The sequence below is a fragment of the Mesorhizobium sp. M7A.F.Ca.MR.245.00.0.0 genome (assembly GCF_003997415.1).
Classification (GTDB): domain Bacteria; phylum Pseudomonadota; class Alphaproteobacteria; order Rhizobiales; family Rhizobiaceae; genus Mesorhizobium.
The window spans coordinates 153,740-166,892 of the sequence record NZ_RZTE01000003.1; the positions used below are offsets into that span (position 1 = coordinate 153,740).

At 63.9% G+C, this 13,153-nt stretch carries 12 protein-coding genes; all 12 read left to right on the forward strand.

Going from position 1 to position 13,153, the window contains the following annotated elements:
* Positions 1 to 59 precede the first annotated feature (59 nt).
* The 12 genes from EOB80_RS05690 (at position 60) to EOB80_RS05745 (ending at position 12,828) form a co-directional block, all read left to right on the forward strand.
* Entirely contained in the window at positions 60 to 1,367 is a 1,308-nt protein-coding gene (locus EOB80_RS05690) for an ABC transporter substrate-binding protein (protein WP_127326956.1), read from the forward strand.
* A gap of 25 nt (positions 1,368 to 1,392) precedes the next feature.
* Positions 1,393 to 2,121 (forward strand): ABC transporter ATP-binding protein, encoded by a 729-nt coding sequence (locus EOB80_RS05695; protein WP_127326957.1) that lies wholly within the window; start codon positions 1,393 to 1,395, stop codon positions 2,119 to 2,121.
* Positions 2,118 to 2,846 (forward strand): ABC transporter ATP-binding protein, encoded by a 729-nt coding sequence (locus EOB80_RS05700; RefSeq protein WP_127266428.1) that lies wholly within the window; start codon positions 2,118 to 2,120, stop codon positions 2,844 to 2,846. The genes EOB80_RS05695 and EOB80_RS05700 overlap by 4 nt, the downstream gene beginning before the upstream one ends.
* On the forward strand, positions 2,833 to 3,696 hold the full coding sequence (locus tag EOB80_RS05705) for a branched-chain amino acid ABC transporter permease (protein WP_127266427.1): 864 nt from the start codon (positions 2,833 to 2,835) through the stop codon (positions 3,694 to 3,696). Before EOB80_RS05700 ends, EOB80_RS05705 begins: the two co-directional genes overlap by 14 nt.
* The gene (locus tag EOB80_RS05710) at positions 3,693 to 4,718 is read left to right on the forward strand and encodes a branched-chain amino acid ABC transporter permease (protein ID WP_127266426.1); all 1,026 of its coding nucleotides are present in this window, start codon (positions 3,693 to 3,695) and stop codon (positions 4,716 to 4,718) included. The genes EOB80_RS05705 and EOB80_RS05710 overlap by 4 nt, the downstream gene beginning before the upstream one ends.
* Before the next feature lie 12 nt (positions 4,719 to 4,730).
* Positions 4,731 to 5,747 carry an alcohol dehydrogenase catalytic domain-containing protein gene (locus EOB80_RS05715; protein ID WP_127326958.1) on the forward strand — a complete coding sequence of 339 codons (1,017 nt, stop codon included), beginning with the start codon at positions 4,731 to 4,733 and terminating at the stop codon, positions 5,745 to 5,747.
* A gap of 27 nt (positions 5,748 to 5,774) precedes the next feature.
* On the forward strand, positions 5,775 to 6,563 hold the full coding sequence (locus EOB80_RS05720) for an alpha/beta hydrolase (RefSeq protein ID WP_127326959.1): 789 nt from the start codon (positions 5,775 to 5,777) through the stop codon (positions 6,561 to 6,563).
* A gap of 26 nt (positions 6,564 to 6,589) precedes the next feature.
* On the forward strand, positions 6,590 to 7,810 hold the full coding sequence (locus tag EOB80_RS05725; protein WP_127326960.1) for an acyl-CoA dehydrogenase family protein: 1,221 nt from the start codon (positions 6,590 to 6,592) through the stop codon (positions 7,808 to 7,810).
* Between the two features lie 81 nt (positions 7,811 to 7,891).
* Positions 7,892 to 8,422: a flavin reductase family protein gene (locus EOB80_RS05730; protein WP_245466254.1), complete on the forward strand. Its 531-nt coding sequence runs from the start codon at positions 7,892 to 7,894 to the stop codon at positions 8,420 to 8,422.
* Between the two features lie 391 nt (positions 8,423 to 8,813).
* A complete protein-coding gene (locus EOB80_RS05735) occupies positions 8,814 to 10,349 on the forward strand; it encodes an FGGY-family carbohydrate kinase (RefSeq protein ID WP_127326962.1) in 1,536 nt (511 codons plus the stop codon).
* A complete protein-coding gene (locus tag EOB80_RS05740; protein ID WP_127269804.1) occupies positions 10,346 to 11,122 on the forward strand; it encodes a DeoR/GlpR family DNA-binding transcription regulator in 777 nt (258 codons plus the stop codon). The genes EOB80_RS05735 and EOB80_RS05740 overlap by 4 nt, the downstream gene beginning before the upstream one ends.
* Entirely contained in the window at positions 11,119 to 12,828 is a 1,710-nt protein-coding gene (locus tag EOB80_RS05745) for a glycerol-3-phosphate dehydrogenase/oxidase (RefSeq protein WP_127326963.1), read from the forward strand. The genes EOB80_RS05740 and EOB80_RS05745 overlap by 4 nt, the downstream gene beginning before the upstream one ends.
* The last annotated feature ends 325 nt before the right edge of the window (positions 12,829 to 13,153 follow it).

Here is a 13,153-nt window from a genome sequence, read left to right on the forward strand (position 1 = left end):
GCTTTGAACTGAGACCGGTCCCGTGGGCCGGAGAAACTTAACCCAGGGAGGAACCGACGATGAGCTACTACAACAGACTGGTGAAATCGGGCTTGCGGCCCAGCCGCCGAAGCGTCCTGAAGGGGATTGGAGCCGGCCTTGCGGCCAGCACGCTTGGCATGCCGGCCTATGTGCGCGCCGCGACGGCGGGAAAGATCAAGCTCGGCTATCTCAGCCCGACGACCGGACCGCTCGCCCTCTTTGGTGAAACGGATGGCTACACCTTGCAGAAGATCCGCGCCCTGCTCGGCGGCCAGCTGCAATGCGCCGACGGCAATACTTACGAAATCGAGATTCTTGACCGCGACAGCCAGTCCAATCCGAACAAGGCATCGGAAATCGCCGGCAATCTGATCCTGAACGACGAGGTGCATCTGCTCGTGCCGGCCTCGACCACCGACACGATCCTGCCCGCGGCCGAGCAGGCCGAGCTTTATGAAACGCCCTGCATTTCCTCGGGCGCTCCCTGGCAAGCGGTGATCATGCCGCGCGGCGGCGGCAAGCAGACCTTCGACTGGACCTATCATTTCTTCTGGGGCCTCGACGAGGCGTTGAACACCTTCGTCGGGCTCTGGAACCATCTGGAGACCAACAAGAAGGTCGGGATGCTGTTCCCCCAGAACATCGACGGCGAGACCTGGGGCAACGACGAATATGGCTTGCCAGCGCCGACCCGCAAGGCCGGCTACGAGGTCGTGGTGCCCGGCTATTTCCAGCCCCGCACCAATGATTTTTCCGCACAGATCGCCGAGTTCAAGAAGCAGGGCTGCGAGATCATCGGCGGCATTACCTATCCCGACGATCTGAAGACCTTCGTCACCCAGTGCAACCAGCAGGGCTTCAAGCCGAAGGCGGTCACGGTGGCGGCGGCGCTCTTGTTCCCGGGTGGCGTCGAGGCCATGGGTCCTCTAGGCAACGGCATGTCCTCGGAGGTCTGGTGGACACCGGCCTTCCCGTTCAAGTCGTCGCTGACCGGCCAGGTCAGCAGCGACATCGCCAGCCAATGGGAAGCCGATACGAAGCGCCAGTGGACGCAGCCGCTGGGCTATTCGCATGCCTTGCTCGAGGTCGCGCTCGACATACTGAAGCGCTCTTCCAATCCGCTCGACCGTGCGGCCAATCGTGACGCTCTGGTCGCTACCGATCTGCAGACGCTGGTCGGTCATATCAAGTTCGACGGCTCGCCCCACAAGAACATCTGCAAGACGCCGATCTTCGGCGGCCAGTGGGTGAAGGGCGAGAAATGGCCTTATGACCTGAAGATCGTCGACAACACTGTCAATCAGCTCTTCGCGCCGCAGCAGCCTATCCAGCCGATCGCCTGGTGACATGAGCGGGAACGCGGGCAGAGTTATGGGTAAGGAAATCCTGCTGAAAGCGCACGGCGTGTCGAAGTCCTTCGGCGCTGTCCGCGTCCTGCATGAGGTGAGCTTCGACGTGCATCGGGGCGAGGTGCTGGGCATCCTCGGCCCGAATGGGGCGGGCAAAACGACGCTGTTCAACATGATCAGCGGCGATTTGAAGACGTCCGGCGGCGAGATCCAGCTCGGCGACACCGCGCTTCGCGGCGAGCCGCCCTTCCGGCGCTGCCAGATGGGGATCGGGCGGACCTATCAGATCCCGCGTCCCTATTCCGGCATGACCACCTTCGAAAACCTGCTGGTCGCCGCCGCTTTCGGCGGCGGCCGGTCCGAGAAGCAGAGCTATGCTTTCTGCGCCCAGGTCCTGCGCGATTGCGAGCTCTCCGACAAGGCCAATGTCTCGGCCGGCGCGCTCACTCTGCTCGATCGCAAGCGGCTGGAGCTGGCGCGCGCGCTGGCGTCGGATCCGAAGCTGCTGCTTCTGGACGAGATCGCGGGCGGCCTGACCGACGATGAATCAAAGGCATTGGTGGCGCTGGTGCGCCGCATTCGTGACCGCGGCATCACCATCGTGTGGATCGAGCATGTGCTGCACGCGCTGCTGGCGGTGGCCGACCGGCTGTTGGTACTGAACTTCGGCGAGAAGATCGCAGAAGGCGTGCCAGCCGAAGTGATTGCGCTGCCCGAGGTCCAGCGCGTCTACATGGGGATCGAGGCATGACGGCCGTTCTTTCCACCCACGGGCTGTTGGCCCGCTATGGCGATTTCCAGGCGCTCTACGGCGTCGACATCGAGCTGCACCAGGGTGAGGCCGTGGCCTTGATCGGCGCCAACGGGGCAGGAAAATCCACACTCCTGCGTTCGATCATGGGCCTGCTCCCGGTTGCGCGCGAGATGGTGCTGCTGCACGGCGAGGCCGTTGGCGGCACCACCACCGACCGCATGGTGCAGAAGGGTGTCGCCATCGTGCCGGAGGGCCGTCGGCTCTTCACCGGCATGTCGGTCGAGGACAATCTGCGCGTCGCCATCGACCAGGCCGCGCGCATGGGCGCCAAGGGCGGATGGACGCTGCCGCGGTTGCACCTGCTGTTCCCGATCCTAAAGGAGAAGGCCCGCACGCAGGTCCAGAGCCTCTCGGGCGGGCAGCAACAGATGGTGGCGATCGGCCGCGCACTGCTCTGCCAACCTCGCGTGCTGCTCTGCGACGAGATCAGCCTTGGTCTTGCGCCGAAGGTGATCCGCGAGATCTATGCCGCCTTGCCCGAAATCCGCGCCACCGGAACGGCGATGATCGTGGTCGAACAGGATGTAGGCCTCGCCCGAACCGCCACGGACCGCCTCTACTGCATGCTGGAGGGGCGCGTGACCCTGACCGGCAGATCCGCCGAGATCACGCGTGAGCAGATCGGCAAAGCCTATTTTGGAGCAGGCCATGGAGTGGTTTGACGCCTTGGTACAGGGAGTCCTGCTGGGCGGCATGTATGCCCAGTATGCGCTCGGCATGGCGCTGATGTTCGGCGTCATGCGGATCGTCAACATCAGCCATGGCGATCTGGTGATCCTTTTGTCGCTGATAGGCATTTCGATAGCCACGGCCTGGGGTCTGGGACCGCTGCCTGTGCTGATCTTACTGGTGCCGCTCGCGGTGCTGATGGGCTGGGTGCTGCAGAAGGCCGTGCTGAACCGCGTGGTGGGCAGCGATCCGCTGCCCTCGCTGATCGCCACCTTCGGACTGTCGATCGCGCTGCAGAACCTGATGCTGCAGATATGGTCCGCGAACAGCCGATCGCTGCCCGGCCATGGAATAGAGAGTCAATCCATCGAGATCGGCGGTATCTATGTCGGCCTCCTGCCGCTGATCGTGCTGGCCGTCGCCACGGGGTTGACAGGAGGCCTCGACCTGACTCTGAAGCGCACGCGCTTCGGCCGGGCGCTCCGCGCCGCGTCGGCCGATGTCGAGGCAGCGGCGATGACCGGCATCAATCCGCGCGCCGTCTATGCGATGGCGACAGCGGCAGCGGTCGGCATCCTCGGCTTTGCAGCCGTCTTCCAGGCGTTGCGGTCGACCGTCGCGCCGGCCGACGGACCTGCCCAGCTGATCTATGCCTTCGAAGCGGTGATCATCGGCGGCATGGGGACGGTATGGGGCGCCTTCGCCGGCTCGATGGTCCTCGGCATCTCGCAGGCCATTGGCTTCCGCATCGATCCGGGCTTCGGCGTGCTCGCCGGACATATCGTCTTCCTGATCGTGCTGGCGACCCGCCCGCAGGGCTTGTTCGGAAAGGCATTGTCATGAGTGCGATCCCCTATGTGGCAACCGAGGTGCCTGAGGTCCTAGTCCAACGCCAGACCCGGTCCGGTCGCATCGCGATGACGCTGGCTGTGCTGGCGCTGATCGGTGTCGCCGCCATGCCATGGTGGGCCTCGACCGGCACGATCCGGTCGATTCTGGTGCTGTGCTGCTACATCGCCGTCGCTCAGATGTGGAACCTGCTCGCCGGCTATGCCGGCCTCGTCTCGGTGGGTCAGCATGCCTTCATGGGAGCGGCCGGCTATGCGCTCTTCGTGTTGGCCCAGACTTACGGCATCAATCCGTTTGTGGCGGTCTTCCTTTCGCTGCTGGTGCCGGCCGCGCTGGCCGTGCCGATCTACCTGCTGCTGCATCGCCTGGATGGTCCCTATTTTTCGATCGGCACATGGGTGGTGGCCGAGGTCTTCCGGCTGACCGCCTCGAACCTGCCGCTCGTCAATTCCGGCGCGGGCATGTCGCTTCGCGTGATGAAGGACTATTCGGCCTTCGAGCGGAATGTCGCCATGTCGCTGCTCTGCGCGGGGATGCTGCTCGTCACGCTGGGCGGCAGCTACTGGCTGCTTCGCTCGCGCTTCGGCCTTGCGCTGATCGCCATGCGCGACAATCCGGTCGCGGCCGCAAGCCAGGGCGTGAATGTCGTCAAGCTGCGCTTCCTGATCTACGTCGCGTCGGCGGTCGGCTGCGGTCTTGCCGGGGCGATCTATTTCATGGCGCAGCTCCGCATCACCCCGGGTTCGGCCTTCGATCCGATGTGGGCCAACGTCGCGATCTTCATCGTCATGGTCGGCGGAATCGGCTCCATCGAGGGCGTTCTGATCGGATCCCTGATTTTCTTCATCGCGGACCGCTGGTTCGGCGAATACGGCGCGACTTATTTCGTTGTCCTCGGCCTGATGACGCTTCTGGTCGCGCTCTACGCCCGGACGGGCATCTGGGGCCTGATCTCGAAACGGTGGGATGCACCATGGTTCCCGATCCGACGCAAGCTCGTCGACCCGAACCGCTGACGAGGAGGATTCATGAAAGCCGCCATCTTCGATAGGGTCGGCGTCCCGCTGCGGATCGGCACGGTGCCGGACCCGACGCCGGCACCGGGCGAGGTCGTCTTGCGTGTCGCCGCCTGCGGCATCTGCGGCAGCGATCTGCATATCACCGAGGACCCCGTGCCTTTCGGCATCGAGGCAGGCTTCGTGCTCGGCCATGAATTCTCTGGGGACATCGTCGCGGTCGGATCGGAGGCAACAGGCCTTCGGATCGGTGACCGTGTCGCCGTCGCGCCTATGCGCGGTTGCGGACACTGCGAAGCCTGCGAGCGCGGCGATCCGGCGCGCTGTCGCGAGATGGAGCTGATCGGCGGCGGCTATGCGCAATACGCGACCGTGGCCGCGCGCCAGTGTCATATCCTGCCCGACGATGTGGCGCTCGAGGATGGTGCGTTGGCCGAGCCATTGTCGGTCGCTCTGCATTGCATCGTCCGCTCGGGCATGAAGCCGGGGGATCGAGTCGCCATCCTGGGCGCCGGGCCGATCGGACTGCTCGTCGCCTTCTGGGCACGGCGGATGGGGGCGTCGCGTGTCGTGGTGGCCGACATCCACGGTCATCAGCGCGAGCGTGCGCTTGCTCTCGGCGCGACCGGCTTCGCGCTTTCCGGCGAAAAGCTGACCGAGAACCTCGCCGATCTCTGCGGCGGAGCGCCAGACGTCGTCTTCGAATGCGTCGGCAAGCGCGGCCTCATCGGCGCGGCGGTCGAAGCGGTGCGGCTGCAGGGCACGGTGGTTGGCGTCGGCTTGTGTATCGGCGGCGACGAATGGGATCCGTTCATTGCGCTGACCAAGGAAGTGAACCTGCTGTTCTCGGTCTTCTTCCATCAGCGCAACGAATTCGGCGTCGCCCTCGATGCGCTGCGCGGCGGACCTTTCGCACCGCAAGCTCTGGTCACCGACCGGATCGACCTCTCGCCAGTTCCGCAGATATTCGAGAGCCTTCGCCGCCGCACCACGCAATGCAAAGTGCTGATACAGCCGGACCTTGTTTGAGGCCGCACCTGTTTGAGGAGAGTGAAAATGGCCGTTCAATTCGAAACCCTCGAATACGATATCGGCGGCACGGAAACGGTGGTGAAGGCCATCGGTAGAGGCAAGCCCGTGCTGTTCCTGCACGGCGCCTCGACGCTTGAAGGCTTCGACTTCGCGGAGGGCCTCGCCGACCGCTTCCGCGTGCTCTGCCCGAGCCATCCGGGCTTCGGCTTTTCTGGCCCGGCGCCGCATGTGGCCGGGATGTCCGACATGGTTCTGCACTACCTGAACCTGCTCGATGTTCTGAACCTGCCGGAGAAGCCTCATCTCATCGGCTTTTCCATGGGCGGCTGGATGGCGACCGAGCTCGCCGGCCTTGCGCGCGAGCGTTTCGACAAGGTGGTGCTGATCGCTCCCGCCGGGCTCAACGACCCCGCGCATCCGGCCACCGATCTGGGCGCGGTCGCGCCGCAGGAGCTGCCGGCCTATCTGGCGCATGACGTCTCGGTGGCGCTGCGCTATTTCCCGGACGGCTCAGACCCCGCCTTTGCCGAGGCCTTCGGCGCCGACCGCGTCCGCGAAGGCGACACGCTCGGCCGGCTGCTGGCGCCGTTCGGCATGGGCCATCCTAACCTGCGGCGCTTTCTGGTGCGTATCGCCAATCCGACGCTGGTCGTCTGGGGCACCAGGGACCGTCTGCTGCCGGCTGGCCAGGCGCCGCTCTTCGTCGAAGCCCTGCCCGACGCACGCCTGATCCTGGTCGAGGATGCCGGCCATTTCGTCATGCAGGAGAAACCCGAAACACTCAGGAAGATCGGCGATTTCCTCGCCGGCTGACCGCATTTGAAAAGGAGGAGAAGACAATGAACAAACCCATCAAGCACGGCTCGTGGGGGACGACCACCGACTATCGCGACTTGCTCAGCAAGATCACGGAGATCGGGCCGGCCCTGGAAGCCAACACCACCGCCGATGAGGAGAATGGCGAACTGACTGCGGCCACGTTCGAGCTGCTGAAGCCGCTGCGCATGTCGCATATCTTCGCCGCGGAGAGCCTCGGCGGTGCGCAGCTGCGACCCACCCAGGGTCTCGAACTGCTGGCGGCGATCACCTGGCACTCTGGGGCGGCTGGTTGGGTTTCCATGGTGCATTGCTGCATCGGTGCGATGTCGGCAGCCTTTCTGCCGGACAGCGCGGTCGAGCGGTTGTTCGCGCCGGGCACCGAAAACCGGTTCTCGGGGCAGGGCGCGCCGCTCGGTATGCTGAAGAAAGTCGATGGCGGCTACCGGCTGAATGGCAAGTGGAGCTATGGCAGCGGCTTCAGCCACGCCACCTACAGCCACAGTGCCGCCTTCGTCGACGACGGCACCGGCAAGCCCGCCAAGGACGAGAAGGGCAACTTGATCATCATGTGCGCCCATGCCCCGATCTCTCAGCACAAGCAACTCGGCAATTGGGACGTTCTGGGCCTCGGCGGCACCGGCAGCATCGACTATGCGGCCGAGGACGTCTTCATCGCCGACGATCTCGTCTTCCCGATCCTGACCGCACCGCCGCTGCGTCAGAAGGAGTTCTTCAGTCTCGGTGTCGTCGGCCTCGCCGCAATCGGGCATACCGGTTGGGCTCTCGGCACTGGGCGGCGGATGCTGGACGAGATCGCCAAGTTCGCCCGCAGCAAATCGGGTCGCGCCGGCCTGATCGGCGAGAGCGAGAAGTTCTGGCACGATTATGGCCGCGCCGAAGCCCGCTATCGCGCTGCCCGCGCCTTTGTCTTCGAAACCTGGCGCGACATCGAGGCGACGGTCGAAGCCGGCAACAGCGTATCGACGCGGCAGATCAGCCTTGTCCATCTGGCCAAATCCGAGATTCACGAGGTTGGCGTCGATATCTGCAACTTCGCCTACCGCGCGGGCGGCGGCGCGTCGCTGCGCGCCGGCGTGATCCAGCGCACCTTCCGCGAGATGATGGTGGCTGCCAATCATTTCACGATCGCGCCGTCGATCGTCACCTCGGCTGGTCGCGACATCGGCGGGCTGTGGAGCGATCGCACCTGGCAGTTCTACGACCTGATCGAGAAGAAGTAGTCGCAAGGGCCGGACGGCGGACGCCGTCCGGCCCCTATTTCACGCTGCAGAAGAGAGACGTCGATGAGCTTCCCGCATCCGATGACCAACGCCTTCCGCGAAGCCTTTCGCCACCATCCGGCCGGTGTTGCAGTGATCACGGCCGATCCCGGCGACAGGCCGGTGGCGATGACCGTATCCTCGCTGATCTCGGTAAGTGCCGCGCCGCCGGTCGTCGCCTTCTCGCTCTCGATGAAATCGACTTCGTCCGAGCCTTTGCTGCGGGCCGAGACCATGGTGATCCACCTGCTGCGCTTCACTGATATCGACCTGGCGCAGCTCTGCGCGTCGAGCGGCGCGGAACGCTTCCCTCCGGGAGGCGCCTGGACGCGGCTGCCCACCGGCGAACCGCGCTATACCGGCGTTTCGACCTGGTTCCGCGCCCGTCGGCTCGGCGTCCTGCCGATCGAGGGCGCGACACTGGTCGCGGCCGAACTCCTTGACGGCGAGGTACAGCCGGACGAGGTCCCCCCGGAGGCGCATTCGCTTGTTTATCTCGACCGTCGCTGGCATCGCCTGCACAAGGAACTGGACGGGGTGGCTGAGCTTCTTGAGTCGTCGCGTTTTCTTTGAACGGCGCCGAAGCGGCGCGGGTTATCAGGTCGTTGCGCAGGAACTCGCAAAGCCAGTCGAAGCGCGTTCGGCGTCAATCGTACCGTGCTCTCTGGCTCACAGCGCGGGGTTGAAGCCTATCCGGCCAGTTGGGCACTAGCCGGAACTTCGTCCGCATCGGATGCGGTACGAGGGGATGGCAATTTTCGTCGCAGATGACGTCAGACATATCCGCAAAATATCTCACGTATTGACGTTAACTTAACATGCTACTATGGTCTTTTTACCGCGTCGGATGCGTCGCTTTTGTATCACCGTTGCTCGTTGATTGTCGTCATGCCTGTCATCCCTATCCCAACCTGCAGGTTTGCCTTGCAGCGCCCTTCACCAGTTGCTGAAAGCGGCGGCGCCCATGCCCAGTTTGCTCGGAATCGATAACGGTCTCACGGTCACCAAGGCGGTGATCTTCGATGCCGATGGCACGCAGTTGTCGGTGGCGCGTCGGCGGGTTCCACAATCGATACCCCATCCGCATTGGGTGGAGCGCGACATGGCCGGCCTCTGGCAAGCGACCGGCGATGCAATCAAGGAGGCGATTGCCCTTTGTGGCCGCCCGGCGGACGACATCAGGGCGGTGGCGGCGACCGCGCATGGCGACGGCCTCTATTTGCTCGACAAGGATCGTCGGCCGCTAGGGCCTGGAATCCTGTCGCTCGACAGCCGCGCTGGCAAGATTGTCGAGCGATGGTCGGCGGACCGGGTCTTCGAAGATGCGCTAGGTCGAACAGGCCAGGCGCCGCACGTTTCGGCTCCGTCGGCGCTGCTGGCCTGGATCAGGAAGAACCAACCCGACCGCTATGGCCGCATCGGGCATATACTGGCCTGCAAGGACTGGCTGCGCTTTTGCCTGACCGGCACGATCGGCACCGACCGTACCGAGGCCAGCACCTCATTCACGGATTTCCGCACGCAGGATTACGCGCTGGAAGCGATGCGCATCTTCGGACTGGACGATCTTTTCGACGCGCTGCCGCTGATGGCGCATTCGGCCGAGATCGCCGGCCACGTTACCGCCGAGGCCGCCGACATGACCGGCCTTGCCAAAGGGATACCGGTCGCGAGCGGCCTGCATGACGTAACTGCCTCCGCACTTGGCATGGGCGGCCATGAGGAGGGCGTGCTTGCCATTGTCGCCGGGACCTATTCCATCAACGAAGTGGTCTCTTCGCAACCGCGCGTCGATCCGCGTTGGCTCTGTCGCAACGCCATCGACGCCGGCCGCTGGAACAACATGGCGATCTCGCCGGCCTCGACCGCGAACTACGATTGGTTTCTCGACACGTTCTGCCGCTCGGAACAGGAGAGGGCATCGGTCGGTGGTGGCTCGATCCACGAGGTTTTGGCGGCAGAGATCGACGAGGCGCTTAAAAAGCGGTCGACCATCCTGTTTCATCCTTATCTGTTCGGCTCCCCCTTTGGCGATGTCGCCAGCGGCAGCTTTGTCGGCCTTCATGGCTGGCACAATCGCGGCGATATGCTCAAGGCGGTTCTGGAGGGCATTGCTTTCAATCATCGTACCCATGTCGAAGCCTTGCGCGACGGCTTTGCCATCAGCGAAATCCGCCTGACGGGCGGCGGCTCGCGCAATCCGGCCTTCGTCCAGATGTTTGCCGATGTGCTGAACGCCCCGGTCACCGTCACCTCGACCGACGAGGCTGCGGCGTTTGGCGCTGCGCTTTGCGCTGGTGCGGCGGTTGGCATCTTCGCGACGCCGCAAGAAGGCGCCCGGCAGGTCGGCATGACGGCGCGCCAATACGAGCCAGTGCCGGCCTCGAGTGCTGTGTTCAACGAGCGCTTTTCCCTCTATGGCCGCATAGCCGGTGCGCTCGTGCCGCATTGGCCCGACATCGAGAAGCTGGCGCGGCCAGACACCGAGGGGACCGCATGATCAAGGCCGACGAACGACGCGAAGAGATCGCCGACTATGTGATCAAGCTCGGCCAGGTACGCATCGACGATCTGGTCGAGCATTTCGGCGTATCGCGCATGACCATCCACCGGCACATCGACCGGCTGGCGCAGCAGGGCGTGTTGCGCAAGCTGCACGGTGCGGTCACGGTTCAGCCTTCCGGTCTCTACGAAAGCGCCTTCCGCTACCGGGTGACGGTCAACCGGGCCGAAAAGGATGCTCTGGCGCGGACAGCACTCGATTATATCGAAGCTGGCCAGGTGGTGATGCTGGACGATTCGTCAACGGCAAATGCGGTCGCTACGCTCCTGCTCGACGTCAAGCCGCTGACCGTCATCACCAACTCAGTGGCGACGGCTGCACTGCTGACCCATGTCGACGAACTCGACTTCATCTGTCTCGGCGGCCAGTACCACAACACCTACAACGCCTATATCGGCATCGTCTGCGAGAACGCGGTGGCACAGCTTCGCGCCAATGTGCTGATCTGTTCGGCTTCGGCCATCACCGGGACCACCGCCTTCATCCAGGATCCCAATGTCGTGCGGGTCAAGCAGGCGATGATGGCCGCATCGGTCAAGCGTATCCTTCTGATCGACCATGCCAAGTTCGACAGGATCGCGCTGCATGTCTTCGATGATCTGACCAGCTTCGATGTCGTGCTGGCGACCGAAGGCCTGGGCGATGCGCGGGCGCAAGCCCTCGAACGGGCCGGCGTGAAGCTGCGCATCGTCAAGACGAAAGCGCCATGAGCTCGAGCGAAGCAATACGTACGGAAAATCCAGCCGGGCGTCTGGCCGCCGCCGGAGCCGGGGAGGTCGACGTCGTCATTCTTGGCGCCGGCATCAACGGGGCAGGGCTGTTTCGCGATCTGTGCGCGCAAGGCGTCAGCTGCCTGATCGTCGACAAGGCGGATTTCGGCTCCGGCACGAGTGCTGCGCCGTCGCGGCTCATTCATGGCGGTCTGAAATATCTCGAAACCGGCGAGTTCAGGCTGGTGGCGCAGTCGACGCTCGAACGCAATTTGCTTTTGAAAAACGCGCCGCACTATGTCAGCCCGCTGCCGACCGTCATCCCGATCTTCTCCTGGAGCAAGGGCATGCTGGCGGCGCTGCGGACGCTGTTCGGCTCGACCAGCGCGCCGCGCAGCCGTGGCGCCGTCCTGATCAAGATCGGCCTGATGATCTATGATTTCTATGGCTCGCGAAACCAGGTCATGCCGCGTCACCGCATGGTCGGGCGGCGCCAGGCGCTCAGTGAGATGCCGGCGCTCGCCCCCTCGATCGTCGCCACCGGCACCTACTACGACGCCAAGATAAGCCACCCCGAGAGGCTCGTGCTCGAACTGATCCTCGATGGGCTGCAGGCAAACGAGGCCTCGGCCAGCGCGAACTACACGGCGCTGGCGAAGTCCGCCGATGGCGTGCTGACCTTCCAGCCGGAAAACGGCGCGGCCTTTTCGGTGCGGCCGAAGCTGGTGGTCAATGCCGCCGGTCCATGGATCGACGATGTCAACGATTCGCTAGGCGCGCCGTCGAAGATGATCGGCGGCACCAAGGGCTCGCACATCCTGTTGAAGCACGACGAGCTGGTCAAAAGCCTGGCCGGACGCATGCTGTATTTCGAAGCCGATGACGGCCGCATCTGCCTTGTCTACGACTATCTCGGCCTGGCGCTGGTCGGCTCCACCGACATCAAGGCCGACAACCCCGACGCGGTGCGCTGCGAACCTGACGAAGTCGAGTACCTGCTCGACAGCGTACGGACGCTGCTGCCGGGGATGGCGTTCGAGCGCGACCAGATCGTCTATGCCTATAGCGGCATCCGGCCGCTGCCGGCCTCGGATGCATCGGTGCCCGGCTTGATCAGCCGTGACCACTCGGCGCCCGTCGCCGATCCGGATCGGAACAGACCTTTCGCAGTCATCTCGCTGATCGGCGGCAAGTGGACGACCTTTCGCGGCTTCGCCGAGGAAGTCGCCGACACCGTGCTCGGCCGCCTGCAGCGCAGCCGCAAGGTGACGACGCAGACCATGCCGATCGGCGGCGGCAGGGATTTCCCGGCTGATGCTGCAGCGCGAGCAAGTTGGCTGGCTCTGGCTCACTCGGAGACGGGCGCTGGAGAACGGCGTCTCGAGGCGCTGCTGTCGCGATATGGCACCAGAGCCACGCAGATCGCCACACATGAGCCGGATGATGAGGGCCGACTGCCGGATTCAGAAAGCTACAGCCGATCGGAAATTGACTACATCGTCCGCACCGAGTTCGTCGAACATCTGGCCGATATCGTCATGCGCCGCAGCACCCTGGCGATATCAGGGTCACTGACGGGCCGGGATCTGCAGGAGATTGCGACGATTGCCGGACGGGCGCTGGGTTGGAGCGCCGGGCGCCTCGCAGAGGAAGTCGAGGCCGCAGCCCTGGAACTCGAGGACCGGAACCTGATGCGGCTGGGCTGATCATTCCGTCGCCGATGCTCTTTCCCAAGGCAATCCGGTCGGTTTGCCTAAGGATGCGTCGCATCCCCAATCGCTCAACTCACAGGTGGATTGGGATTTTGCCGATGTCAGATATCATTCTGGAGAAACAGCCAGTTAGCAAAAAATTAGATAGCCGATGGCTGTGCAATTCTACTGGCTCAGACGCGAAATAACACAGATTGACGTTAAATTAACATAGCCGTATGATCGAGTAACATGCTCACCTCCTAATGGGTCGATGTTGCCCGCCGAAATGCCGGCAGACCGGCGTTTCGGGAAGGGCGAGACCTGTGAATTCCCCATA

Excerpts from the sequence above, each read along its gene's own strand:
- EOB80_RS05740 (WP_127269804.1), top strand. The coding sequence starts at position 10,346 with ATGATCAAGGCCGACGAACGACGCGAAGAGATCGCCGACTATGTGATC.
- EOB80_RS05725 (WP_127326960.1), top strand. The coding sequence starts at position 6,590 with ATGAACAAACCCATCAAGCACGGCTCGTGGGGGACGACCACCGACTAT.
- EOB80_RS05735 (WP_127326962.1), top strand. The coding sequence starts at position 8,814 with ATGCCCAGTTTGCTCGGAATCGATAACGGTCTCACGGTCACCAAGGCG.
- EOB80_RS05745 (WP_127326963.1), top strand. The coding sequence starts at position 11,119 with ATGAGCTCGAGCGAAGCAATACGTACGGAAAATCCAGCCGGGCGTCTG.
- EOB80_RS05700 (WP_127266428.1), top strand. The coding sequence starts at position 2,118 with ATGACGGCCGTTCTTTCCACCCACGGGCTGTTGGCCCGCTATGGCGAT.
- EOB80_RS05720 (WP_127326959.1), top strand. The coding sequence starts at position 5,775 with ATGGCCGTTCAATTCGAAACCCTCGAATACGATATCGGCGGCACGGAA.
- EOB80_RS05690 (WP_127326956.1), top strand. The coding sequence starts at position 60 with ATGAGCTACTACAACAGACTGGTGAAATCGGGCTTGCGGCCCAGCCGC.
- EOB80_RS05730 (WP_245466254.1), top strand. The coding sequence starts at position 7,892 with ATGACCAACGCCTTCCGCGAAGCCTTTCGCCACCATCCGGCCGGTGTT.
- EOB80_RS05705 (WP_127266427.1), top strand. The coding sequence starts at position 2,833 with ATGGAGTGGTTTGACGCCTTGGTACAGGGAGTCCTGCTGGGCGGCATG.
- EOB80_RS05695 (WP_127326957.1), top strand. The coding sequence starts at position 1,393 with ATGGGTAAGGAAATCCTGCTGAAAGCGCACGGCGTGTCGAAGTCCTTC.
- EOB80_RS05715 (WP_127326958.1), top strand. The coding sequence starts at position 4,731 with ATGAAAGCCGCCATCTTCGATAGGGTCGGCGTCCCGCTGCGGATCGGC.
- EOB80_RS05710 (WP_127266426.1), top strand. The coding sequence starts at position 3,693 with ATGAGTGCGATCCCCTATGTGGCAACCGAGGTGCCTGAGGTCCTAGTC.